Consider the following 26,363-nt stretch of genomic DNA (forward strand, 5'->3'; position numbering starts at 1 on the left):
TTTGTTTTTCTTGCCATGATCTCTCCTTTCGAAGTTTTTGGCAAGTATTATAGCAAATATCACTGATATTGTCGATGTTTTAATGAAACCTTATACTAGGAAAGCAAACAACAATATTTTTAGCCTTTTCTTCACTTACGATTACTCCTTTTATTTTAACTTTTTCGGTCAACTTATTTTACGTGCAGTAAACCTCCAGCCCCCTTTGGCACCCTGAACAGCGCATGGTCAACAATAAGAAAATCGCCGGTCGCTAACGCCTTGAACTCAAATACTGCGGCAGATCCGGGAGGAATGTAAGCTGTCTCCTCATTCCTGATAAAATCACGACGATGGCCAGGATAAAACTTATCGAAGATCTGGCCGATAATATGGAAATTTGAGCCAATATTAGGGCCGCCGGCGACAAAAAAGAGGCGGACTTTATCACCCTGATTCACGGTTATTGCGTTGCCGTATATTGATGGATCCATAAGCGCCTGTGTATGACCATTAAAGGTAAAATAATCGGGATGCTCAGCCAGCGCCTTATCCTCATCAAGGGAATAACCACGGATGTGTGGATGATCCTCAATACCTGGTTTGATATACCATTCACCCTGCCCGATATAGAATTCCTTATCGACCCTTGAAAGACCTCCCTTTGGTTCGACAACAATCAGGCCATACATCCCATAGGCTACATGCTCCCATGGCATTCCTTCAGCGCCGCAATGGTAGATATATGCCCCTTCCCGCTTCGCCTTGAACGTTAAGGTATCAGTCTCCCCAGGTTCAATATCCATTAACATGGCGCCAAAACCGGCATGGAAATCAAGGTTATGTGGTTCCTCGTTATGTAAGTCATTCGTTAGATTAATGACTACCGTATCGCCTTCCATTACCCGTACCATAGGACCCGGAACAGTTGCTGGTCCTACGGTATCCCCTTTTTTTTCTGCAAAAGTCCAGAACCAGAATTTCTTTCCGGGGGCAAGATCAGCAACAACCTCTTTGGCAACCAGATTTACCGTTACAGTCTTCGGGCAGGACCGCGATATACGGCCTGGAATATCAGCAGGGTCCTTGGCAACGTTGCTAATAACATCCACGGCATGTGCTACAACGGTATGGGTAAAGAACGTCAATCCATTGAGAAGAGCAATAGCTCCCATTCCACATACAATTTTTTTATATCGCCGTTCCATTTTTTCAAGTTCTCCTTTTTCTAAAATTTTAAAGATATTCCTTTAAAAGGAATAAACCACATAGCAACTTAAACTAGGCCTTTGGTGACTTTCAAATCGCAAAAGCATGTAGTGGCAAGGTGCTCCTTGCCACTACAGAATTGAAATTCCTATACATTAGATTATCTTGAGTCTTAATCTCAACAAATATATAAAATTTTTTACATTTCAATGCCTATGCTGTTACAGAACTTACCTCAATCAGTTCACCCCCGGAACGCATGAGTTGTACCTTCTCTCTTCCGGCTACGTTATCGAGCATAAGATTCCGGGCAGCGGCGATACCCATCTCCATCGCTGTATCCATAAAAAGATACCGAAATGTGCCTTGTCTGCCGCAGGTAACTATATTTTCATAGGTATCAAGAAAGCTAAAAATCTCCAGCCGGTGTATTCCATAATCGTGACTATAGACAGGATAGCCATGAGTTACCCTTGTTGTAAAATAATCTATAATCTTATCCTGTATATCGATACCCAGCTCGTTTAAATCTCTTAAACAGCGTTGTAATAAATCTTCTTCTGAACAATTCCATATTTCATCATGCTCATTACAGGGAATTTCCAAAAGAACGGAAGTCTTTCCTTCCGGTGCATTAAAGATACTTCTCCGTTTTGGCTCCTGGATACGCGTCATGATATATTTACCCTCAGAGACATACATCCAGGTATTTTCACTAATATCGGGAAGATCCACTAAGATATTTACGAAACGAACTGCACGGAACTTTAAGGCATCTGCATGATACAAAACATCTTTCGCAAGATGACGGGGAAAAGCATGGATGAGATCTGGCAGGGGTATGGTTGAAATAATAAAGTCGCAATTGACCGTCTTCATACTCCCACGCTGCAGGTAATCTATACCTTCGATATGATTATCATGCACTCTTATATGAGAAACCTTTGCGTTCAGAACAATCTTTCCACCTTTTTTCTTAATCTCTTCGCTCATCATATCAAACATCTGACCTATACCCTTTTTAGGATAAAAATAGGTTTGAGCAAAGGTCCGGGGTGTATCCTTTTTTAACCTAAAGAGACGAAAAAGTACATCTTTGAGATCCAGAAGTGAAATTCTTTGAGATGCCCAGTCTGATGAGATACGTTTTGGTGAGATACCCCATAACTTTTCGGTATAAGGACCAAAAAACAGAGTATACAGAGTTCTTCCAAAGCGGTTGACAATCCAATTCTCAAAAGAGATATCTTTTTTCCGGAAAACAATCTTTAAAAAGGCCGCCATGATATACGTTGTAAGCACCTTAAGATTCGTCCAGACATTCATCTTGAGAACAATATCTTTTATTGATAGCGGATAATGAAAAACCTTTTCCTTTAATAAGATTACACTTTTTCTCTTTGACACCAGGAGTTCATCACCCATCATCTTACGAATATCACAAACAAGCTCTTCATTCCGGGAAATAAAACGATGGCCGCCAAGATCAAACCGGTAACCCTTGTATTCATTCGTGATACATAACCCTCCTACCATTGGTTCTTTTTCAACTACGGTGACGTCATGTCCGTATTTAGACAATTCCCACGCAGCGGATAGGCCACAAGGTCCGCCACCAAGCACCACTATCTTTCTTTTCAACCTGTTCATTATCCTTTCACTCGGTATTTACATGAATCATACAGGGGACTACCTTTGGCAGGAGAGACGTAAAATCTTACAATCTCTCTCCTCATGAAAAAATCAGTAAGGGGCATGTGGGAATATGCCCCTTACTTTAGGAAGACTCCTAAACATTAAAAATACGTTGCGACAGAGAATACAAAGGCATTGTTACCCACATCAGCCAGCTCTTTTTGTTCAACATTAATCTGGTAATCGAATTTAAACACCGTATCCTCCGTGTAGCGATAGTTGAGGCCGGGTGTAATACGAGTCCTTAAATGATTAACCCTTTCGCCTCCGGCTAGCGCAGATGTTTGCACCTGATCCCATCTTACAACACCGGTGAATGTTGAATTTTCTGTAAAGATTTGCGGCGCCCATGCTCGTAACACAGGAGGCATAAAATGATACCGGCCTTCCACATAATATCCCCACATGGAATCGGCAATACCGGCAGTTTCAGCAGCAGTATTTGTTTCTATGAAGGCATAAGCCCCTTCACCTACCAGTTCAAAGGCTCCTCTTTGGTATGCAAAATCTATTGCTGAAATGGTTATCTGATTCTCGTTAGCATCGTCATATCGCTGCGTATAAGCAGAACCACCCAACTCCAGGCCTATAAACGGGCTATATGCAACACGTCCTACAACACCGGGACTTTGGTTCTCATTATCAAACTCAAATCCGCCCCGTGAACCTCTCAACCCGTTGCTTAATGCAAAATGCGGCGTGCCATCATCGTCTAAACCATGGAATACACCGTTTGTAATATAGATTTCATAATCCAATTTGCTTAATTCTGATGGATAGAGGCTACCAAAAAAACCCATGCCTGCATCAGTAAGAGTTGTTGGAATAATAAATTGATTTACCAATGGCCGGTCGGTAAGATCCTGTAAAGGAGAATCATGAACCAGATTAAACTTTCCCAGAGGAGTAAGAAGAAAACCGCCTCTCCAATTAATCCAATCTGTTATCAGGAAATCTACCGTTGCAAACTCCAGAATTACCTCTCCATCCCTGCCGCCTCCAACACCACCATGCTCGAATTCTAATTCTGCCGCAAGCTTTACACGATCGGAGATGTCTGAGTATATAAATGGTATAAATCTGTGCTGGTCAAAGCCATGTTTCCCGCTGCTATTATTTTCTGATTGCCAGAACTCAAAATCCATATAACCGCCAAGATAGGTATTTCTACCAAACCTTCTCAAAAATGGCTTTGTATATGGCCCACTAAAGGCCGGACCTAATTTCTTTTTCTCGAGTTCGGCAGTCTTTTCAGCAAAATATGATCTCTCAGCAGGCTCTCCTGCATAAGGAATTTCCGGATACGTAGTTCCTCTCTGGACGTCTTCCTTTAATGAAGCGATCTCCTGATCTTTTTGGGTATCTTTTGCCTTTAACGATTCAATCTCCTTTTCTTTTTGAGTATCTCTTTCAACTTGTTGCTTGAGCAAGTCTTTTAATTCTGCCAATTCCCTTTCCAGTTTATCAACTTTGTCACTTAAAGCCTCTGTTTCTGCAGATTCTGCAAAGACATCTGCAATAGATAAAGCTACAAACAAAGGTACTGCCATGAACATCAAATAACGAATATACCGCACAACTGCCCTCCTTATAGAAAGTAAATGAGACTCATTCTCAAAACGAGAGGTGGCATTATATAAAATATAAAAAGATATTGTCAAGAAATATTTTAGCAAGAGGCTTTTTGCTCATACCGGGGAATTCGCTCTTTGATTCTTCTGACTTTTCATTCAGAAGAAATAATCTTTGAATACAATAATCCCCAAGCAGATCCCTCCACCTAATCCAGTTAAAACACACACATAGGCTTGAACTTGCTCAATGGGCGGGCACACATAAGCAGACCGGGTCAAATTTGTAAAACATGTGCAGTTTGTTACCTAATTGAATATAGAGGAATTTCAATTCCGTAGGGCAAACCTTTAGGTTTGCTATCCCCGTGCACAATTCAGGCGGGGGAAGCAAGGCTAAAGCCTTGCCCTACGTTTTGATAAAAGATAAAAGCCGCCGAATGCCTATTTTAAATTGCTTGCCAAGTCCTTCTGCATAAACTGCAATATCACTCATAAAATTTACTTGTACCTGATTAGATAAAACTTTTGATAAGATAATGCACAAACAATACCTTCAATAATTTTACCGGAGTAACAGGAAACCCGATTTCTTCTAGCCCAACCTTATAATAATTCCAAAATTCTTTTCTTTTCTTTTTCTTGGAAAAAAAAATTTTCATAAAAAATCTGTAGTACTTCATTCTCCACTTCCTAAATATTTTTTTGTATTCTTCTTCATGTAAGTAGAGAGAACCATATTTTTTCAGGATAATAAGGTTTCCTAAAAAAGATGTGTTAAATTCCCCTGCAGACGAAGTTATCGTCCTGTTATGTCTCCTCGTAAACGAAAGGACTTGATGCACAAAGCCAAAATCATAGTCCTGCAGAACATCAAAGCAAGCCTCTTTATCAGCATGGAAATTATTTTCATTATAAAAGAATTTACGACTTCTTATAGCATCAGACCGTAGTAATGTTGTTGTTGGTGAACCAAAAATACATCGGGCGCCAAGTATAATAGACCTGCATATTTCCCGTCCTGATATAACAGTGACGGTATAGGGAATTCCATCACAATTTACCTTAATGTTATCGAGGCGATAAGATCCTACAACACCTACAGAAGGATGCTTTTCGGCAAGCTCTACCATTTTTGTTAAACATTCCGAAAATATCCAATCATCAGCATGCACTACTTTGCAATATTTACTCTCATGAGATATAAGACGAAATGCATGGTTGTGATTCTGAAGAGCATTTAAAAAGTGATCATTATTATAAATATGTATCCGTTTATCTTTTTTTGAATAATCATGCGCTATAGCTAAAGTACGATCTGTACTCCGATTATTTACAATGAGATATTCCCAATTCTGGTATGTTTGTGCTAATACACTTTCAATACATTCCGCTAAATACTTTTCACCGTTATGTACAGGTGTTACTACACTGACTAAAGGCTGCACAGTTAAGTCCATACATCAATTCCTACTCTGATGGCCTATCATAATGCGAGCACATGATATTTGACGCTCCTCTTACTCTTTCCCATGCCGATTTTAAGTCTCACGGTGACACAGTTATGGTCAGTTACAGGCCGAAAAGTGTTTTACCTGGAGATGACTTTCACTTCTCTGACAACGCGCAACCTCAGGCACGCTAGGGGTAAACAGAAGTTTTTAGAATGACAAGTTTCTCGGGAATGGCAAGTAAAACAGGGGAATGATTTGGTACACTATGGGTGTAAGAAGAGTGTAAGCTTTAATCTATGATGACCCTTTACGTCATCCTCGAACGGCTTTATCCGGAATCCTGATATTATAGAAGAAGATCAAGAAGGTATACTTGATCCCCGCCCGTTTCCATACATAAGAAAAAGTCACGTGGAAATGACGCAAAAATGACACATATGGCTCGATTCTATTGACACACCTATGTCACATAAATAAAAGGGTTGTGTAACACGGAGACACAACCCTTTATATAAATTATAATATTACTGTGGATAACTATTACTCAATTATAGGCACAAATTCACCTAGAACACTACCTTCGTTCGTATACACAGTTGGCATGTAAAATGTATTTTCTGCAGCCTGATCTATCCTTTGATTGCATTTCTGACATCTTCTGTTGTGGGGACCCCGGCTAATAAATTTTCTACCGCACATAAGACAAGACCTTTCGGCTTTATCTGTACAAATATTTTTTAGGGAGAGGTTTTTTTCGTTGTATCTTTTCATAACTTTACGTCTGGATCTTTCCTTTTGCTGTACGCTCATCTTCTGCCTCCTAGATAAGGTTAACAAAATAAATTACTACTATCTAAAAAAACAAAACTCTCTAATACTATTGTTCCAAATATTTTAATTATTCTTGACATAAGAACTTTTATTTATCTGCTATAAAAATGTTACAGTATTGTATAAATTAGCAATATAAGCCCTTATACATCTTTATAATATTATTTTTTCTTGTATTTCAATATATACAGCGTATAATATAAGTCTTAAGTGATTCATTCTTAAATAACGGGGCGTAGCGCAGTTTGGCTAGCGCGCCTGCCTTGGGAGCAGGAGGTCGGAGGTTCAAATCCTCTCGCCCCGACCAACCAACATAATCTACACGTTAGCTTCTTCCTCTTTAAATAACCGGCAGAACACCTACGGGAAAGTTAATGGTAAATCCTGAAAGATACTGTATGGTACATGGAGAAAAATGTATCGCATTTTATTGAAGTGTTCTTATAGAAAAAGACATGCCAATATATAATCGGAATGTAAAATAATTATATATTTCTTTAGTAGTAAACCTCTATCAGTTTTTAAATAATCACAATGACTGAGAATACATTGTCTTACAGCCAGTATTTGAAGTGATAACATAAAGAATAACTTTAAAAAATTATCTTATAGCAACTGAAATTAAAAAAGAATTGAAATATACAATATGAAATTATCAAAATCAGGCAAGAATAAATGTGACATGACACAGAACTGTGACACTACAGAAGTGTGACATGGCACAGCATGGAGAGAAAAATTAAAAAAACAGGAGAAATGAAATGGGATAGATCAGGTGGAAAGGGCTTTTAGAATACTACTTTCCTTTATTTTGGCTTTTTAGAGGCTCCTTTCTTTTTTTTCGTTGCTTTCACTAAAGGCTTTTTTGCTGCTTTTTTCGGTTTTGTTATAGGTGATGGACTACAGAGCAGTTCCCGTTTGGGAGCAAGACGACCGCAAGAATTACAAGCATACTTTAAATTAACAAGCTTAGGCGCACATACATGCCTTGGGTCATCTGTTAACGTACCACAAAATTTACAAGCAATAACCTTTTTGGCAGGTATCGGCTTACATAAATGGCCCTTGTCTGTTGTTACTGAACCACACGTCCCACAACTATAAATAGTGCCCATAATATAGTTTACCTTTCCTTTCTATCCAATATTCCCAAAGGTCATAGAATATAAAGTTACTTTAAAATGTCTTTTAAAAAGATTCTGAAAATAGGTTGCCTTGACGAAAAGTATACGCCAATATCTTGTGGTGCTTGATGAAATGTGCTTATTGGCATTCTATTCATCTTTCATAAATGTACCCCCAAGGGGATTTGAACCCCTGTCTCCAGGCTGAGAACCTGGCATCCTGGGCCACTAGACGATGGGGGCCTTAAAGATGTAACAAAAATAGCTAATAAAGGTTACTATATTTATTTTATAATGTCAATAAAATTTCGACTCTATATTATTCGCTTATCAATAACAACCCTTTCTCCGGTCTTTGTTATAGTAATCTTCCCAAAATCTTCCATTTTATTTAATTCACTGGTAGTAAAAACAGGACCATCAACGCAGACTCGTTGACCACTGCAATCGCACTGACCACATACACCAAAACCGCATTTCATGTATCGGTCAAGAGATACTTCGCAATCAACGTCATACTTTTTGCATAATTCAACCACCTTGTACAACATCGGCTCAGGACCACACGCATACACCTTTCGAAAATGCTGTTTTTTTATTATTTCACCAAGAAGATCAACTGTTGTTCCCTTGAATCCCACAGCGCCGTCTTCGGTACATAATCTCATATTCCTGAAGCGTTTTTGATAGAGTATCTCTGAGGAATTTCTCGCCCCCTGTATAATGGTTACATCAGGTAATGTATCAATAACAGTTGCCAAAGATGCCATCCCTATCCCTCCCCCTACAACACACGAATTTATCTGTAAATTGAATCCCTTACCATAAGGACCGCGTATACCAATACGGTCTCCTGCCTTTTTACTATGGAATACCCTGGTAAATGGACCCTTTTTTAGCACAGAAATACCCAGAAGGTTTTCTTGAATGTAGGATATGGTAAAGGGCTTTTCATCCAAAAGAGGTATCCATACCATAACAAACTGTCCCGGATTGAAATGTATCTTTCGTTCAAAAAAGAATGTTTTAACATTCGGGGATTCTTCCCGGATATCGCAAATCTTTACCATAATTGGTTGCTCAATCATGTGCAGCACCCACAATCTTGTTGATATCATCGATACTGTTTTCCTGCATCCACTGAATCATCTCTTCACATACTTTCTTAAAAACATCGATACCCCGATAATAAACACCCGTTCCAATTCCTACAGCAGATGCCCCGGCCATCATCATTTCTATAGCGTGTCGTCCCGTTGAAACCCCCCCTACTCCGATAACGGGAATTTTTATAGCCTTGTATAAGTCATAGATGCATCTTACAGCAATAGGTCTTAAGGCATCACCGGTAACGCCTCCCACTTGAAAACTTAAAATGGGCTTTTGAGCCTCTATATTAATAATCATTCCGGGCCCCATTGAATTAACCGCCGTAATAGCATTAGCCCCTGCATCTTCCGCAGCTTTTGCAACGGTACAGATTTCAGAGATATTGGGAGATAATTTAATAAATATCGGCAAGCCGGTAACCTTCCTTACCTCAGAAGTGATGTCGAAGGTGGCTTGAGGAGTTCCCTGACCTGCAAGAAGACCAAATCCCGGGGTATGCGGGCAGGAGAGTGGTATTTCTATTGCTGAAAATTCTGTAACGGAAAGACCTTCGATAACCCGCACGAAATCATCTTTATGCGTACCGACAACACTCGCAATCACGGGTACGCCTACATCCTGAAGATTGGTAAATTCCCTTGCAGCTTTATCAACGCCCGGATTAGAATACCCTACTGCATTCAGCATTCCTGCTTCAAATGTGATGACCGTAGGGTTTTTGTGTCCCTCCCTTGGCTCTCTGCTGATAGATTTGATAGTTACCGCCCCTGCACCATTCTCCGCTACTCTTTTTAGTAATGCCCTCGTAGTACCTAAAATTCCCGATGCCGAGATGGTAGGGTTGTTTAATTTGATATTGCATAGAGTAACTGATACGTTTACTTTCGACATGAGATTGAGTATTATAGTAACAATAAGAAAAATGTAAAAATAATTTTTATACAAGATTTTAAAAGATTTGTCATTGACAATCAAGTAAATGAATATAAATATAATAGAAGGAATTCTTTATACAAAAAACAATGAGATGGGAATTAACCGTTTATGAAAATTCTCGGAATTGATCCAGGAACACGTATTGCCGGTTATGGCTTAATAGAAAAGAGAGGCCCGGGGATAACGGTCATAGAGTATGGTTCTATTAAAACCGATAAAAGCCACAATTTCCCACAACGCCTTAAGTTCATCCATTATAAAATCATGGATATTATTTCTAAACATCAACCGGATCAAATGGCTACCGAAGAAATTTTTTACGGTAAAAATATAAAGTCTGCAATAAAGATTGGTGAAGGAAGAGGCATTGTCTTCTTATGTGCTGCATTGGCAGACATCCCTATTACAGAGTACGCAGCAACGGTTGTCAAAAAAGCGGTCGTAGGTAACGGAAATGCACACAAAGGTCAGGTGCAGGAAATGGTAAAAATCATTCTTGGCCTGTCTGAAATCCCAAAACCTGATGATGTTTCGGACGCACTTGCTATTGCAATTTGTCATAGCCATAATGTAGCCCGAATTTTACAACAGGACACAGATGAACGCAGATAAGTACAGATACATATAAAAAAATTTATCAGGTAACTCACCTGATAGATGATTAACGGCATGCTTCTGAAAAATCTGTGTTTTTTATCTGTGTTCTTCTGTGTCCAACTGCTTCAACTGCAATTTTTAGCTGCAACACTTTTTGCTATGAACAAACACAAAAAGCCCTGTGTTTAAGCTTGACACAAGGGCCTCTTTTGCTATAATCCAATTTCTTTTTATCTTATTTTTTTTCGATATCATTCACCCTTTTTGCGAGCATAACAGTACATGGAAAATGCCATACGCAAGGCAAGTATACTGATAGAAGCCACTCCTTATATACGATCTTTTAAAGATAAAATTGTAGTTATTAAGTTTGGTGGAGGAGCAATGTCCAGCGATGAAGTGCTGACAAATGTACTCCAGGATATTGTGTTTATGAAAACCGTTGGCATTATACCCATACTGGTTCATGGTGGCGGCCCTCATATTACCCAGGAAATGACAAGAAGGGGTTTGAGTCCAAAATTTATTGAGGGACATAGAATTACCGATGTTGAGACCTTAGAAATAGCAAAAGACATCCTCATAAATCAAATAAGCGCTTCTATCGTAAAGAAAATCTCTGAATTAGGTAATGAGGCAACCTGCATTTGGGAAAATGGATACTGTCCAATAAAGGCAGAGAAATATTATATCGAGACAAAAGCACATGATGGTACGTTTAAAAGATTAGATATTGGCTTTGTAGGCAAGGTAACATCGATCGATAAAGATAGATTCTTAAGTTTATGTAATACACGCACAATTCCCATTGTTCCTCCTATTGCAAAAGGAACAAATGGGAATGCCTATAACGTAAATGCAGATAATGTGGCCGCATTTATCGCAGAATCACTTAAAGCAGAAAAACTGGTCTTTCTCTCGAATACCCATGGCATTATGACAAGACCGGGCGATGAAACCTCATTGGCTTCTACACTGCATGAGAATGAAGTTCATGAGCTTATTGATAAAAAGATAATTAGTGGTGGTATGCTTCCTAAGGCGTTAGCATGCATTAGTGCGGTTAAAGCGGGAGTGAAAAAAGCACACATCATTAATGGATTAATTCCCCATGCGCTTTTATTGGAAATTTTTACTGATAAAGGCGTTGGAACACAAATCATTGTATAGAGATTCAAAGAGAAATATACCAAAGTATTACCTTGTAAATCAAATACAAGGGCTTTCTTGCAGGAGATGATCTCCGGATTCTCGTAGTTACTCCAAATACTGTCGGATCATAGTATGGGCGAACTTTGTGTTTGCCCATACTTTGTGCAAACCCTAAAGCCTCTGCACTTTTCCATAATCAGGGCGAACACAAGGTTCTCCCCTACCTCTATTTTGCGCCGTATTTTGAGTAGTTACAAATTTTTTAACCAGCAAGATTAAGGAATTATGAAATTAATTCTTATCTCGTAACAATCCTCATAAAGAAAGGATATGGATGGTTCAAAAATGCGTCCTGCTTTCCATGATATCAACTACCCTGTTTTTTGCGTTATCGTATATACATGCAGAAGACTATGATCCGGATATAAACTTTTGGCCAATTTTTTATTATAATAAAGATACGGATACAGGTGAAAAGGAGATTGAGGCATTCTATCCCGTCGTCGGTTGGCACAAGGATAAGGATGCAAGGGTATTCTGCTTTAGACCCGTCTACAGTGTAAAAAAAATACCGAAAGAAAAGTATAAGAAATCAGAGTTTCTCTGGCCTCTCAACTATACCGTACACGCCGGTAACAGGACTTATACAAAGTCCTTTCCATTCTATTCATATACAAAAGATACCAGCGGTGAGACTCCGGAAAAGGAGAGAACCTTTTTCCCTGTCTTTTTTAGCAGGACTCAAAACGGGAAGGACAAAGACTTTGCCATATTTCCCTTGTATGGCACATTTCACCATCGGTTTAATCGCGACAAGATACAATTTATCCTGTGGCCTATCTATACAGAGGTTATAAAAGGTGATCGCCATTCGTGGAATATTATCTGGCCAATTTTTAATTATTCTCAATCCACAAAAGGCGATGAGTACGGTTATAAAGTATGGCCTTTTTATGGAAAACACGAGAAGGAAAGATCGTTTGAAAAGGGCTTTATCATGTGGCCGCTGTACACGTATGTCAATGCAGAGATAGAAAACGTTGGAAGATATGAAGGATGGGGTACTATTCCGTTCTATATCTCAGAAAAATCTCCTGTATCTGATTCCCAATCAATTTTATGGCCACTCTTTAATCATGTAGATGACAAGCAGAGAGGGCTTGAACGATGGGATTATCCGTTTCCCATTGCGACAAGGATAAAGGGTAAGGAAAGGAATAAAAATACCTTCTTACCATTTTGGAATATTGACCGCAAACGTAATTCAGAAACCGTATCGTTTGCTTATCCCTTGTTCTGGTTACTTCACTATGAAACGGGTGATTCCAGAAAGACAGATACCGTACGGTTTCTGCCTTTTTACTGGAAACGTGATGAATATCTGATTCATGAGGAAAAATACACCGGACTAAGACAAATCTGGCCTTTTTATAAACGAGAAAAAGAGCCTGATCATTCCACAAATTTTGAAGTATTCTCTCTCTATCCATTCTTAGATGATGAATCATGGGAAAGAAACTGGAAATCGTTCTTTCATATGTATGAACGGAGAAATGATAAGACATCCGGGAGAAAAACAACACGCCTGTTGTGGAGGCTCTATCATACAGAAAACAGTGAGCGACTTTCCTATCTGGAGATGGCACCCTTTTTCTCTCTCTATAAAAATAAAAATAACAACATTACCTGTTTCTCTCTCTTCTGCAATATCTTTCAATATAAGAAAAAAGAAACAGACCGATATATTAAGCTGTTGTATCTCGTAAAAATACCTTTGACTCTTACGGCGAAAAATGAGAAGGTAACCATAGAACAATAAGGAAGAAGATTTTCGATAAAGAGGAATTTTCATATCATGGCAAATCCAATAGCATATATAGGGATAAAAGCGCTTACCTTATTTCAATTGACAGGTGAATTACTCCAACTTCTTGCCAGCACCATCTATTGGTCTAAACATACCTTCAGGAATGTAGACAAGATTTTCCACTTTATGGTAAAAATGGGGGTTAACACGTTACCAATCGCCACCTTTACTTCGCTCTTTGTGGGAATGGTTATGGTGCTTCAAACTGGTTATACTCTGGAAAAATTCGGTATGGCAGAATCTCTGGGCGCCATCGTCCCCATCGCAATGGCAAGGGAATTAGGGCCGGTACTCACAGCGCTCTTACTCGCGGGCAGGATTGGCGCTGCAATTACCGCAGAAATCGGCACCATGACGGTATCAGAAGAGGTAGACGCACTGAAGACCCTGGGCATTAATCCGGTAGGATATCTCGCTATGCCCCGTTTCCTGGCTTGTTTATGTATGCTGCCTGTTCTCGTTGTCTATGCAGATGTGATAGGTATTCTGGGCGGTGCATCTGTAGCTGCGACCTATTTCCACATCCCTGCAAAAATATATTTTGATCGTATGGCAGAAAGCCTGCAATTTATTGATATTATTAAGGGACTGACAAAGGCAGCGGTTTTTGGCGCTACGATAGCCATTATAGGATGCCGTTATGGTTTGGAGGCTAAAGGAGGGGCTGCAGGTGTGGGTGAAGCAACAACGAGATCTGTGGTCTGTTCATTTGTTACCATATATATATTGAATTATTTTATCACAAGATTATGGCTGTAAACGCTATTGAAATCGATATACAGAAACTCAATAAATCCTTTCGCAACTTTCAGGTATTAAAGGATCTCGATTTACAGATACGGGCAAGTGAGACGACGGTGATTATGGGCGGCAGTGGAACAGGAAAAAGCGTCCTGCTAAAACACATTATTGGATTAATCAGTCCGGATTCCGGGAAGATATTCATACGGGGTGTAGATATTACAACACAAAAAGGCCCTGCGTTAGATACCATCAGAAGCCGGTTCGCTATGGTATTTCAATCTGCTGCATTACTAAATTCACTTACCGTTGCTGAAAATGTCGGATTAGGACTCAAAGAACAACACCGGTTTTCAAAAAAGGAAATTAACGAGATTGTTATAGAAAAATTAAAACTCGTAAAAATGGAACATAAATATAACAGTTTGCCGGGCGAGCTCAGCGGAGGAATGAAAAAAAGGGTCGGCATTGCCCGCGCCCTAGCTATGAGTCCGGAGGTTGTGCTGTATGATGAGCCGACAGCTGGTCTTGACCCGATTATGGCCGGAAATATTGATGAGCTTATCCTCGAATTAAAACAGAAATTTAAAATGACCGCAGTTGTTGTAACTCACGATATGGAATCGGCGTTTTATATTGGTGATCACATTTGCATGCTTTATCAGGGGAAGATCATTGAGGAAGGAAGTCCGGAATCTATCAGGCGCAGTAGCAACGATTACGTTATTCAATTTATTACCCGACATAAAAGTGTACAAACATAAACCATTGAAAATGCAGGGCAAGGCTTTAGCCTGGCTCCTCATATGCATCAAGCTAACCAGAGAGGATTTCCTGCAGAATATTCTTTGCAGAAACGAACCTTGTGTTTATCCTGAAAAAGACAAGAATCCTATGAGGACATTTCTTTCATTAATTACCTTTAAACTTTGGAGGAATGTAATATGGAATCAACATCAATCTCCGCTACTAAGGTAGGCATATTCTTTATCATTGGCATAGCGATACTCGCCCTTTTAACCTTCCGCCTGGAGACATTCAGGAAATGGGGCAACTACTACGATCTTATAGCCTATTTCAAAGAAGCCAGAGGTTTAGAGGCTCAAAATGATGTTACCCTGGCAGGCACAAAGGTTGGACATGTGAAAAGTGTTACGGTTGAAGGTGATATGATTAAGGTCGTCATATCTATTCAAGAAGATATCGTAGTCCGGAAAGGATCGGAAGCGTCGATTATCTCCGATTTCTTACTCGGAAAAAGCCATGTAAACATTACCCTTGCATCGGTCTCTAATCCAGCATATAATGCTGGTGAAATAATAAAAACTATTGAATCACCGAGCCTTGCTGATATGTTAGCGAAAGTGGATAGTGCACTGGCAAGTGTGCAAAACATTTCTGCATCCTTTGAAGGAACCAAAGAAGTCTTTGATTCATTCAAGGTCGCCGGAAAATCATTGGATAAAGCAAACATTAAATTGAATAAACTGCTGGATTCTACGCTTAACATCACTGAAAAAATTAATTCAGGACAAGGGACATTGGGCAAACTAATCGTTGATACAACACTCAGCAACAAAATAGAATCTGCTGTGGATACTACTCAAAGGGTACTTGCGAATAATGAACAAACTATCAATAATACCCTGTCAAGACTTTCTGAGGCTTCGGAAAGTGTAAAGAATCTCCTTAAAAAGATAGAGCAGGGCGAAGGTTCCTTATCTAAAATGCTTACCAATGATGAACTGTATGTAGAAGTGAAAAAATTATTGAGTGATATGAGAGAAACAATACAAAGCTATCGCGAGCAAATTCCCGTTGGCGCCTTTGGAAGTATTGTTTTCAGCGCCTTTTAATGGTGTATATATTTCTATAAGACTATTGTATCTCATAATGAATATTGTATAATTGTACCATTGGGGATTGAAGCCCATTGAAAATTTCAATCCCCCTTTTCATTTTCGAGGGGATGTAAAGAATAAAATATGAACACACAAGAGATAAAAGAAGTGTATGACAAGTACGTTATTCCGAATTATATTCGGAACCCTATTCTCTTAGAGAAAGGTAGCGGTGTCGATGTGTGGGATGCAGAAGGCAAACGCTATCTTGACCTCTTCTCAGGCTGGGCAGTAAGCTTACTTGGTCACTGCCACCCTCATGTTGTAGAGGCTATTCAACGTCAGGCTGCCAAATTACAACATGCCCCGAATATTTATTACACAGAACCACAGGGTTTACTGGCAAAGCACATATCAGAAAAATCTTTTGGAGGGCAGTGCTTCTTTTGCAACAGCGGAGCTGAAGCTAATGAGGCAGCAATTAAACTTGCCCGTATCCATAATTCTCATACAGGAAAATATAAAATAATCACGTTTGCCGATTCATTTCACGGCAGGACAATCGCTACGGTTACCGCAACCGCACAGCCGAAGTATCATAAGGGCTTTGCGCCACTCGTCGAAGGATTTTCCTATGTTCCTTTTAATGATCTGGAAGCATTAAAAAAATCAGTAGATGATAAGACCTGTGCCATTATGCTGGAACCGATTCAGGGCGAAGGCGGAATTAATATCGCTACCAAAGATTTTCTGCAAGGTGTGAGAAAACTGTGTAACGAGAAAGGATTGTTGCTTATCCTTGATGAGGTACAATGTGGTATGGGCAGGACTGGAAAATATTTTGCCTATCAGCATTACGGCATAGAACCGGATATTATGTCGCTGGCAAAGGCGCTTGGCGGCGGTGTAGCCATTGGAGCTATGGTAGCCGGAAAAGAGATTGCAAAAAGTCTTGTCCCCGGCAGCCATGCTTCTACGTTTGGGGGAAATCCGCTGGCATGCGCAGCAGCAATAGCAGTGTTTGAAACAATAGAAAAAGAAAACTTGCTCAATAATGCAAAAGAAATGGGAAGCTATTCCGTAGAGCAATTAAAATCCCTTCAGAAGACGCAGGGAATTATCCGTGAAGTTCGCGGTATAGGTCTCATGATCGGAATTGAACTCACGGTGAATGGCGCAGACCTCATTAAAAAATGTATCCAGGCAGGTTTGTTCCTCAATTGTACCCATGATAAAGTTATTCGATTTATGCCGCCACTTAACGTTAAAAAACAGCATATTGATGAAGGGCTAAATATTTTAAAAACGGTTCTTTCTAAACCTTAATTTAGTGAGAGAATATCCATGAAATGTAAGGATTTAATTTCAATCGCAGAACTTACACCATCCGATATTGAGGAAATATTTAGCGTTACCAGAGAGTTAAAAGAATGGCACAGTAAGGGGTATGATGAAAAGTGCCTGAGTGGAAAAACCCTGGGGATGATTTTCGAGAAGAGTTCCATGCGCACGCGCGTTTCTTTTGAAGTAGCAATGGTACAACTCGGTGGTCATCCTATCTATCTGACCCAAAATGATATCAATCTGGGAAAAAGGGAGACGGTAAAAGACGGCGCCAGGGTGCTATCACGATATGTAGATGGCATTGTTATCCGCACCTTTAGTCAGGAAGTAATTCAGGAACTTGCCCGGTATGCTACCGTACCTGTTATTAATGCTTTATCGGATTATCTTCATCCATGCCAGGCGCTCAGTGATCTGTATACTATTCAGGAAAAATTTGGCGCCTATACCAATATAAAGATAGTCTTTATCGGGGATGGGAATAATGTTGCACGCTCTCTGGCACAGATCAGTGCAAAGCTTGGTATCCCGTTCCATATTGCCTCTCCAAAAGGATATGAGCTTACATCAGATTTTACTTCTCAAGTGAAACAGATGACCGATAGGAGCGATATACTGCATCTCTACCAGGACCCCAAAGAAGCTGCTGAGAATGCGAATATACTCTATACAGATACCTGGGTTAGCATGGGGCAAGAAGCTGAAGCGCAAATACGAAAACAAGCCTTTAAGGGCTTTCAAATCAATAGTGATCTTTTAAAGGTGGCAAAAGACGATGTCAAGGTAATGCATTGCCTGCCGGCTCATCGGGGAGAAGAAATAACTGATGAAGTTATTGATGGTCAGCATTCTATTGTATATGATCAGGCTGAAAACAGACTTCATCTGGAAAAGGCGCTTTTGAAGCTCCTGCTGCGCAGATAAGAGGAGTTTATCATGGAACTACAAGAAATTTCATGAAAAATAATAAACCATCGGCAGGTTGTTCTCTGAAATGCTTTGGAGTACGAATTGGATTTCGTACAGAGAATTTATGAAAGATAGAGAGATGAGATATTTCTAATATGAGAGTCGATAACCGTGAACAAGATGAGTTACGTCCAATAACCATGAAAAGGCGCTTTACGAAATACGCGCCTGGTTCTGTACTGATTGAAACAGGAAATACCAAGGTTCTCTGTAGCGCATCGGTTGAAGAAAGTGTTCCTCCGCATATAAAAAACACCGGTGAAGGCTGGATTACAGCAGAATATTCATTGCTCCCGGGGTCCACCCCCGTCAGGGTTCCCAGGGAATCTACCAAAGGAAAAGTAATTGGCAGAACACATGAAATCCAAAGGTTCATTGGCCGTTCGTTACGTTCTATTATCGATCTTGCTGTATTGAAAGAGCGAACGATATGGATCGATTGTGATGTCATCCAGGCAGATGGAGGCACACGCACTGCAGCCATTACGGGTAGTTATATAGCATTAATGGACGCTATTCAATGGTTAAAAGGTAAAAACATGATTCAGGAAAATCCTGTCTTGAGCAGTATTGCTGCGGTAAGTGTGGGAATTGTAAATAACGTGGTTCTCTTAGACCTCTGTTATGCAGAAGATGCTGCTGCTCAGGTTGACATGAATATTGTAATGACCGGTAAGGGTAAATTTATTGAAATTCAAGGTACTGGGGAAGAATATTCCTTTGACGATGAACAATTGGCTGAAATGTTGAAGATGGCAAAAAAAGGTATTTGCAAGATTACTGAAATTCAAAAAAAGGTATTAGAAGAGAGAGTGGAAATATGACATCAATTACAAACGATATTCATAAAAAAACTATACTCATTGCTACACAAAATAAAAATAAGAGAATAGAGATCCTGGATATCCTTAAAAACATTCCCGGAATTTTATTTCGGGATATTGAGGATTTTCCTTTTCTTCCAACGGTAGAAGAAGACAAAAATACCTTTCAGGAAAACGCAGTGAAAAAAGCAACCATTTTGGCAAAGGCCTGTAATACATGGGTAATGGCAGATGATTCCGGACTTCAGATTGATGCGCTCAATGGCCGTCCTGGCGTCTTCTCATGCAGGTACGCCGGTCCAAATGCTACCGACGAAAAGAATAGAGAAAAAGTATTATCAGAATTAAAGGGAGTGCCAAAAGAAAGGCGTACGGCAAGGTTTGTCTGTACTATTGCCCTTGCAAGTCCACACGAATTATTCTTTGTGGTAGAAGGCCGTTGTGAGGGTTTCATTACCGAAGAACCAAAAGGAAAAAGAGGATTTGGATACGACCCTATTTTTTATGTACCTCAATACCATCAAACCTTTGGAGAACTGCACTCTTCAATTAAGAATATGATTAGCCACCGTGCGGATGCATTAAAGCAATTTAAAGAGCGGATAATGCCTCTGATTCGGAAAATATAGGTATCTTATACCTGCTCAACTTATATTTTTTACTACAGATAAAGCAATCGTCCCCGATTGAACTGAAACATTTGGTACGGTTATATCTTTCTGCACAAGCTCACATTGCTCCTATCTCTTATTTCCGTCAAGAGACAGAGTGGCATGGATAAACCTTATCCCTGCAAGCTTTAAGCAGAGATGATTTTTGTTCGTGCATTCTATTTTATTCAACGTTAGGATGAGCTTGCTTTAAACGATGGATTATCTCTTTCGTGATTCACTGCTACGAGCATTATCCCAGTACTGATCAACCATTTCTTGTACTCTCTTGAGTGTCTCCTCTTGTCTTACAGGCTTAAAAAGATGCGCAAATCTCCCTTGTCCCTTTAAATATTCTTCAACAGGCCTAAAACTTTTCGGAACAACCGTATGCTTTACTTCACCGTAGATTGCCTCTTTTAAAGCCCAGATACCTGTATCGACAGCTAACCTTGCAAATTTAGCAGAATGTGATGGATCTGTTACCCATCCGGCAGGACAAGGAGAAAGGTTTATGAAGAGTTTTGGTCCCTTATACTGCTCTGCTTTTTTAAACTTATTGATCAGGTCAACAGGATGAGCGGGAGAAATGGTAGCAAGATAGGGTGGTGTATGGCTCCTCCATATCTCAAAGAGATTCTTCTTCGGAAGTTCTAACCCTGTTGGGCTTATTCTCCCTATCGGTGTAGTTCCGGTCTTTGATGCAAAGGGTGTTGCTCCGGACGATTGGAAACCTGTGTTTCCATACGCCTCGTTATCAGAGCATATATAATAAAAATCGAGGTTACGGTAGAGGGCTCCCGATGTGGATGCAAGACCGATATCGTAAGCAACTCCGTCACCTGTCAATACAACTACCTTTACATTTTCTTTCAAATCAAGCCGCCCCTTCCTTATCAGTATATCCAGGGCGTCTCTTATACCTTGCGCTCCGGCCGGAGCACAGGCCATTGCTGTGTAAAGCCAGGAACTTTTAAAAGGGGTAAACGGATAAACAGCAAGTAAAGTAAAACAGCCTGCGGCGTTTACGACAACAATATTTTCCCCCAATACCTTCAAACAATGCCTCAGGGATAAAAGCCCTCCACATCCTGCACAGGTAGGAGTGCCTGGAGAAAGGTTTTCCTCTTGAGGAATATCTTTTATGGATTTTATCGTTGTTATATTCATAAATTTAAGGAACAAATATAGTATTCTTTCCGTGTTCTATGTATTGCGCGTTTCTCCGTGATAATTATTATCGTTTTCAGTCCCCTTCCCGGCAACGTTCTTCAATTTCTTCATCTCCTTCCATTCCATTTCTGTATAAAGAAGGTAAGGAACTTTACCTGCTCCTGTACCGACCGCCTCAATCATACGGTCAAAGATAAACTCAAACTCCTCAGAACTAAGAGTTTTTCCTCCAAGCCCGCCAATAAACGACAACAAGAGAGGTCGTTCTTTTTCATTATACATGACGCTGGAAATTTCTGAATACAAGATACCGCCCTTCCCTACACTGATATTCTGGTCTACAATAGCTACAGCTTTTGCTTTTCTTATCGCCCCCTTTATGCACAATTCCGGGAACGGTCTTAGAAGTCTCAACCTCAAAAGCCCGGCTTTAACACCTTTTTCCCGCGCCCTCTTTACAGCGGCCTTCCCAAGGGTTGAAAATGAGTTGGTCATGATCAGAATATATTCCGCATCATCGGTCATATAGCCTTCAGTAGTATTGTAACTTCTCCCAAAAAGCCTCCCGAACTCTTCTGATACCTCTCTATAAACATCTAATGCGCCCATACTAGCCAAATGCATCTGATATTTAAAATAAGAATATCCGGAACCGCCAATAACTGCCGTTCCCTGTGCCATTGGTTGACTTGCCTTGAAAAATGCGTGTTTAGGTTGATATGGCGGCAGGAACCTTACCACCTGTTCTCTATCAGGCGCCTCTACCGGTTCTCTCGTAAAGGAGAGGTGAAACCCATCCATATTAACAAGTACTGGCAAAAGGACACGCTCATCCTCTGCTAACCGGTATGCTATCAAGACCGAATCTAACACCTCCTGACAGGTCTCACAGTGGATCTGTAAAAATCCGGCATCCCTTGCAGCAAGGATATCATTATGATCAGGTTCAAGGGTTATCGGGGAGGATAAAGCCCTTGATACATTTACCATTACCAGAGGAACGCGCCATCCTGCTACCGTATAGAGCATCTCAAATCCATACAGCAGTCCCTGACTCGATGTTGCCGTAAAGACCCTCACCCCTGTAGCAGAAGCAGCGCCCGCTGCTGTAATCATGGAATGCTCCGAGTCCAGGGTTACAAACCTGGCATCCATATCTCCATTGGATATCCACCTTGCCAGCGTCTCAATAATCTCTGTCTGCGGTGTTATCGGATATGCGGGAATATAATCAACTTCTGCCAATCTAACACCCCAGGCAACCGCAGCATTACCTGTAAGCATTTCCTTTATCATTGCCACAATAACTTCCCCAGGTAAATTTCAGTCAGATGGTTCTTGTCTTTCACAAAAATAATGAGTATATAAACTTACCACGCACGGACTTCCCGCACGCTCTCTATTGCTTTTACCGGACATTCCTCAACACATATCATACATCCTTTACAATTATCGTAATCAGTATATGGATAGCCATTCTCATTCACAGAAATACAGGCATCGGGACATCGGACTACACAGACCATACATTTAGTACAGATATCGTAGTTCCAGACAGGCTTAAATACCCTCCAGTTACCTGTTTTCCGTAAAGGGGTATTTCCCGTAGCATATATGGCAGGACTAGAAATAAGGGCTGTTTCAAAAGGAACTGCGATAACTGGGTTTGCTTTGTGAATACCTTTAGCAATCTTTATTTCGACAGGCTTTATAGCATGAAAACAGTACTGTGATGCTTCTTTGTTCTTGAGTAAAAACTCTTTCTCTGTTACAATCTCCGACAGTTCCTTTTCAATGGACTTTTTTAGGGAATCTTCTCCAAGATTAACAATCCTTGCGGCAATTCCTCCTGCCAGGGCGCTAAGAATAGGTTTCCCCAGCATCTTTAAGCTGATTTTTGTTATATCTAAGGTAATAACGTGCACAGGAATTTTATACGTATCCTTCAATTCTGCTGCACTGCGAGCGGTATTAACAAAAACAATACCATGCTCTTCAAGCCCTGATAAAGGATGCGCATGGGGATCGTCAAGGAGGGTTTCATCCAGCACAAACACACTATCTGGTTCTGCTATTACACCACGCTCCAGAATGGGTTCTTTCGATATGCGGGTGAAGGCAGATATCGGCGCACCTCTCCGTTCTGCACCATAGAGCGGAAAGTCCTGGGCACAGTACCCTTCAAAAAAAGCAGCAGTGCCAAGGATCCTGCTCGCGATCTTTGCCCCCTGACCACCCCTGCCATGAAATCTTAATCTAAGCACGTAAAAACCCTATTGTTACATTTAAGCTGCCTTTGACAGCGACTCATGAAAATAGAAATGTTCATAGTCATTTATTGTATAAAATCATCCATAGACAGGCAAGGAATTGTTTTATGGTTTGAGAAATCAAAATGTAAGATTTTCTATTACTTAATGCCTGCTATCCTCTATACCTGTATATAAGTTGACTTAAAACAATACTTTTGTTAGAATTTTTAGCTTGTGTAAAATAAATAAAAGAGTGCGGATTCATGAGGATTGGTAACATGAGTAACTACGTTATTGGCGTTGACCTGGGAGGTACGAATTTAAAGGCAGGTATTGTAGATAAAAAAGGGAAAATTCACTCCAGGCTCTCAATAAAAACTCATTATAATGCCGATCCTCAAACAATTTCCGACCAAATATTTAAACTCATTCATGATATTATCATGATAGCTCAGGTAAAAACATCCGATATTGTGGGTATCGGGCTTGGCTCTCCCGGCCTCATTGATAAAAGAGGTGAAACTATTCTATTTTCACCAAACTTACCACAATGGCGTAATATACCCATTAAAGAAATGATAACAAAACGGTTTGTTGTTCCCTGTGTGCTGGAAAATGATGCGAACGCAGCCGCATGGGGTGAGAAGTGGGTAGGGGCAGCCCGGGAAGCCAGTTCAGTAGTAATGATAACTCTTGGTACAGGTATCGGAGGCGGCATTATTATAGATAACAAACTTTGGCGCGGCGCTAATAACGTGGCTGGTGAAATTGGCCATATGGTAATTCAGAAGGACGGAAGAAAATGCAATTGTGGCAACTACGGATGTATCGAGGCATATGCCTCGGCTACGGCCATGGTGCGGCGTTTTAAGGAGTTATTAAAGAGCGGTGCCGTATCATTACTCAAAAATTCAGATGAAATAACGGCAAAGATGATCAATGATGCAGCCTTACAGGGCGATAAAGCATCTTTGGATATTATCAAAGAAACAGGACAGTACCTCGGTATTGCCCTTGTAAATATTATGCATATAGTAAATCCCGAGGTAATTGTATTAGCGGGAGGAATGGCAGCTTCGGGAGAATTACTGATGGAGCCCGTCAGACAGTTAACAAAGCAAAAGGCCTTCGAGGCCTCGTATAAAGATACAAAAATTGTATTTTCACAACTTGGAAATGATGCGGGAATTATTGGAGCGGCAGGATGTCTACTGAAAGAATTAGAAATTTCTGTATAATTGCACATATTGACCATGGAAAATCTACCCTGGCAGATCGTCTTCTGGAAAAGACACATACTATTACCTCCAGAGAGTTTCGTCACCAGATGCTTGATGATATGGATTTGGAACGCGAACGCGGCATCACCATTAAGGCAAGTGCGGTTGCACTAAAACTTGTAAGGAACGGTCAGGAGTATAATTTAAACCTCATAGATACGCCAGGCCATGTAGATTTTAGTTATGAAGTCTCCAGAAGCCTGGGCGCCTGCGAAGGCGCTCTTCTTCTCGTGGATGCCTCACAGGGCGTAGAGGCCCAGACTGTTGCGAACGCCTATCTTGCGATGGAACACAATTTGGCAATTATCCCGGTTATCAGTAAGATCGATCTGCCACAATCCCGGCCCTACGATGTGCTTACCGAAATGGAAAAAACGTTAGGCATTTCTCCGGAAGAAGCATTCATGGTTAGCGCAAAGACAGGAGCTGGTATTGACGAAATCTTTGACGCCATTATCAAACATATCCCGCCGCCAAAAGATAGCTCAGATGCGCCATTAAAGGCGCTGATCTTTGATTCGGTATACGATGAATATCGTGGTGTTATTATTTACCTCCGCATCTTTGATGGTTCTATCAAGGTGGGTGATGAGATATATATGATGAAAACAAACCGTTCTTTTAAGGTGGAAGAGGTAGGTGTATTCAAACCCAAAATGGTAGCCAAAGACGGCCTTTCCGCCGGGGAAGTAGGCTATTGCATTGCTAATATTAAATCCATCCGGGACGTCAAGGTAGGAGATACGGTTACTCATGCGAGAGAAAGAGCGGCAGAAGCATTGCCAGGATACCGGCCGCCGATACCCATGGTATATTGTGGTATTTACCCGGCAAATAATGCCGATTTTCATCTGCTTCGCGAAGCATTAGAGCGACTGAGCCTGAACGATTCGTCATTTACCTTTGAGCCGGAAACATCACAAGCCCTCGGATTCGGGTTCAGATGCGGATTCCTTGGGCTTTTGCATATGGAAATTGTCCAGGAACGCCTGGAACGCGAGAGCAACATTAATATAGTACAAACTGCACCAAACGTAACCTATGAGATATTAAAAATAAATAAAGAGATAGTTAAGGTTGATAATCCCGAAAAAGTACCTCCAGTAAATGAAATTGAGGAATTTCGGGAGCCGATAGTACGCGCCAGCTTTGTCTTGCCAACTGAATACTTAGGAGCCATTATGCAACTGGCCGAGGCGCGCAGAGGAAAATACAAAGGCACTGAATATCTGAGTGAAAAACGCGCAATTCTTACCTATGAACTCCCCTTATCTGAAATCATTTTTGATTTCTTTGACAAGATGAAATCTGCCACCAGAGGTTATGGAACATTGGACTACGATTTTATCGGATACGAGCACGCAGATCTTGTAAAATTGGACATCCTTGTATCTGGAAAACGGGTAGACGCCCTTTCGACAATCGTGCATAGAAAGGATGCAGACATGAAAGGCCGAAAATTAGTAAAAAAACTCAAGAATGAGATTTCACGGCACCTCTTCGAGGTCGTACTGCAGGCAGCAATAGGAAGCAGGATTATTGCAAGAGAATCAATCCGCCCGATTGCAAAGAATGTTACCGCTAAGTGTTATGGTGGTGATATTACCAGGAAACGAAAGCTTTTGGAAAAACAGAAAGAAGGTAAAAAGAGGATGAAATCCGTAGGTAACGTAGAAATTCCACAAAAAGCATTTTTATCGGTATTGTCTGTTGATGAATAACAGGATATCTCTATTTTCTGCGTTCTCTGTGGTTAAATTTAAC

General features: G+C 40.5%; 22 protein-coding genes and 2 tRNA genes. 13 read left to right on the forward strand and 11 right to left on the reverse strand.

From position 1 onward, the window contains the following. Window positions 1–173: 173 nt before the first annotated feature. From FBQ94_RS09900 to FBQ94_RS09915, 4 genes are all read right to left on the reverse strand, one after another. Complete coding sequence (locus FBQ94_RS09900) at window positions 174–1,187, reverse strand: multicopper oxidase domain-containing protein (RefSeq protein WP_007223318.1); 1,014 nt, start codon at window positions 1,185–1,187, stop codon at window positions 174–176. A gap of 214 nt (window positions 1,188–1,401) precedes the next feature. Beyond that, window positions 1,402–2,829, reverse strand: coding sequence for an FAD-dependent oxidoreductase (locus FBQ94_RS09905; RefSeq protein WP_007223319.1), 1,428 nt, complete (start codon window positions 2,827–2,829; stop codon window positions 1,402–1,404). 155 nt (window positions 2,830–2,984) lie between these two features. Continuing rightward, window positions 2,985–4,460, reverse strand: coding sequence for a hypothetical protein (locus tag FBQ94_RS09910; protein ID WP_007223320.1), 1,476 nt, complete (start codon window positions 4,458–4,460; stop codon window positions 2,985–2,987). A gap of 509 nt (window positions 4,461–4,969) precedes the next feature. After that, a complete protein-coding gene (locus tag FBQ94_RS09915; protein WP_007223322.1) occupies window positions 4,970–5,914 on the reverse strand; it encodes a glycosyltransferase family 2 protein in 945 nt (314 codons plus the stop codon). A 1,054-nt stretch (window positions 5,915–6,968) separates the two neighbouring features. On the opposite strand from FBQ94_RS09915, the gene FBQ94_RS09920 reads away from it, so the two are divergent. Further along, window positions 6,969–7,046 (forward strand) — tRNA-Pro (locus tag FBQ94_RS09920). A 499-nt stretch (window positions 7,047–7,545) separates the two neighbouring features. Here the strand turns inward: FBQ94_RS09920 and FBQ94_RS09925 are convergent. The 4 genes from FBQ94_RS09925 to FBQ94_RS09940 form a co-directional block, all read right to left on the reverse strand. Next, complete coding sequence (locus tag FBQ94_RS09925; protein WP_007223324.1) at window positions 7,546–7,854, reverse strand: hypothetical protein; 309 nt, start codon at window positions 7,852–7,854, stop codon at window positions 7,546–7,548. A gap of 179 nt (window positions 7,855–8,033) precedes the next feature. Then, a tRNA-Glu gene (locus FBQ94_RS09930) sits at window positions 8,034–8,106 on the reverse strand. 71 nt (window positions 8,107–8,177) lie between these two features. Continuing rightward, on the reverse strand, window positions 8,178–8,951 hold the full coding sequence (locus FBQ94_RS09935; protein WP_040544639.1) for a dihydroorotate dehydrogenase electron transfer subunit: 774 nt from the start codon (window positions 8,949–8,951) through the stop codon (window positions 8,178–8,180). Beyond that, window positions 8,944–9,864 (reverse strand): dihydroorotate dehydrogenase, encoded by a 921-nt coding sequence (locus FBQ94_RS09940; protein ID WP_007223326.1) that lies wholly within the window; start codon window positions 9,862–9,864, stop codon window positions 8,944–8,946. The genes FBQ94_RS09935 and FBQ94_RS09940 overlap by 8 nt, the downstream gene beginning before the upstream one ends. 153 nt (window positions 9,865–10,017) lie before the next feature. On the opposite strand from FBQ94_RS09940, the gene ruvC reads away from it, so the two are divergent. The 10 genes from ruvC (at window position 10,018) to FBQ94_RS09990 (ending at window position 19,873) form a co-directional block, all read left to right on the forward strand. Further along, window positions 10,018–10,521, forward strand: coding sequence for a crossover junction endodeoxyribonuclease RuvC (gene ruvC / locus FBQ94_RS09945; RefSeq protein WP_007223327.1), 504 nt, complete (start codon window positions 10,018–10,020; stop codon window positions 10,519–10,521). 267 nt (window positions 10,522–10,788) lie between these two features. Continuing rightward, window positions 10,789–11,676 carry an acetylglutamate kinase gene (gene argB / locus FBQ94_RS09950; protein ID WP_007223328.1) on the forward strand — a complete coding sequence of 296 codons (888 nt, stop codon included), beginning with the start codon at window positions 10,789–10,791 and terminating at the stop codon, window positions 11,674–11,676. Between the two features lie 316 nt (window positions 11,677–11,992). Next, window positions 11,993–13,477 carry a hypothetical protein gene (locus FBQ94_RS09955; RefSeq protein ID WP_007223329.1) on the forward strand — a complete coding sequence of 495 codons (1,485 nt, stop codon included), beginning with the start codon at window positions 11,993–11,995 and terminating at the stop codon, window positions 13,475–13,477. Between the two features lie 36 nt (window positions 13,478–13,513). Continuing rightward, complete coding sequence (locus FBQ94_RS09960) at window positions 13,514–14,284, forward strand: MlaE family ABC transporter permease (RefSeq protein ID WP_007223330.1); 771 nt, start codon at window positions 13,514–13,516, stop codon at window positions 14,282–14,284. Beyond that, window positions 14,275–15,030 (forward strand): ABC transporter ATP-binding protein, encoded by a 756-nt coding sequence (locus FBQ94_RS09965; protein WP_007223331.1) that lies wholly within the window; start codon window positions 14,275–14,277, stop codon window positions 15,028–15,030. Before FBQ94_RS09960 ends, FBQ94_RS09965 begins: the two co-directional genes overlap by 10 nt. 180 nt (window positions 15,031–15,210) lie before the next feature. Then, a complete protein-coding gene (locus FBQ94_RS09970; RefSeq protein ID WP_007223332.1) occupies window positions 15,211–16,122 on the forward strand; it encodes an MlaD family protein in 912 nt (303 codons plus the stop codon). Between the two features lie 129 nt (window positions 16,123–16,251). Beyond that, window positions 16,252–17,433, forward strand: coding sequence for an aspartate aminotransferase family protein (locus FBQ94_RS09975; RefSeq protein WP_007223333.1), 1,182 nt, complete (start codon window positions 16,252–16,254; stop codon window positions 17,431–17,433). 18 nt (window positions 17,434–17,451) lie between these two features. Further along, the gene (gene argF, locus FBQ94_RS09980) at window positions 17,452–18,375 is read left to right on the forward strand and encodes an ornithine carbamoyltransferase (RefSeq protein WP_007223334.1); all 924 of its coding nucleotides are present in this window, start codon (window positions 17,452–17,454) and stop codon (window positions 18,373–18,375) included. A gap of 140 nt (window positions 18,376–18,515) precedes the next feature. Beyond that, entirely contained in the window at window positions 18,516–19,244 is a 729-nt protein-coding gene (gene rph / locus FBQ94_RS09985; RefSeq protein WP_007223335.1) for a ribonuclease PH, read from the forward strand. Then, complete coding sequence (locus FBQ94_RS09990; protein WP_007223336.1) at window positions 19,241–19,873, forward strand: XTP/dITP diphosphatase; 633 nt, start codon at window positions 19,241–19,243, stop codon at window positions 19,871–19,873. Before rph ends, FBQ94_RS09990 begins: the two co-directional genes overlap by 4 nt. Before the next feature lie 243 nt (window positions 19,874–20,116). Here the strand turns inward: FBQ94_RS09990 and FBQ94_RS09995 are convergent, their stop codons facing one another. From FBQ94_RS09995 to FBQ94_RS10005, 3 genes are all read right to left on the reverse strand, one after another. After that, a complete protein-coding gene (locus tag FBQ94_RS09995; RefSeq protein ID WP_007223337.1) occupies window positions 20,117–21,079 on the reverse strand; it encodes a thiamine pyrophosphate-dependent enzyme in 963 nt (320 codons plus the stop codon). Between the two features lie 21 nt (window positions 21,080–21,100). Further along, complete coding sequence (locus tag FBQ94_RS10000; RefSeq protein WP_040544643.1) at window positions 21,101–22,363, reverse strand: pyruvate synthase; 1,263 nt, start codon at window positions 22,361–22,363, stop codon at window positions 21,101–21,103. Window positions 22,364–22,437: 74 nt separating this feature from the next. Continuing rightward, a complete protein-coding gene (locus FBQ94_RS10005) occupies window positions 22,438–23,331 on the reverse strand; it encodes a 2-oxoacid:acceptor oxidoreductase family protein (protein WP_007223339.1) in 894 nt (297 codons plus the stop codon). A gap of 251 nt (window positions 23,332–23,582) precedes the next feature. Here FBQ94_RS10005 and FBQ94_RS10010 point away from each other — a divergent pair, with 251 nt between their 5' ends. After that, window positions 23,583–24,557 (forward strand): ROK family protein, encoded by a 975-nt coding sequence (locus FBQ94_RS10010; RefSeq protein WP_083849339.1) that lies wholly within the window; start codon window positions 23,583–23,585, stop codon window positions 24,555–24,557. Then, complete coding sequence (lepA, locus tag FBQ94_RS10015; protein WP_007223341.1) at window positions 24,524–26,320, forward strand: translation elongation factor 4; 1,797 nt, start codon at window positions 24,524–24,526, stop codon at window positions 26,318–26,320. The genes FBQ94_RS10010 and lepA overlap by 34 nt, the downstream gene beginning before the upstream one ends. The last annotated feature ends 43 nt before the right edge of the window (window positions 26,321–26,363 follow it).

Origin of the sequence: Candidatus Jettenia sp. AMX1, assembly GCF_030263775.1 — a bacterium.
GTDB lineage: Bacteria > Planctomycetota > Brocadiia > Brocadiales > Brocadiaceae > Jettenia > Jettenia caeni.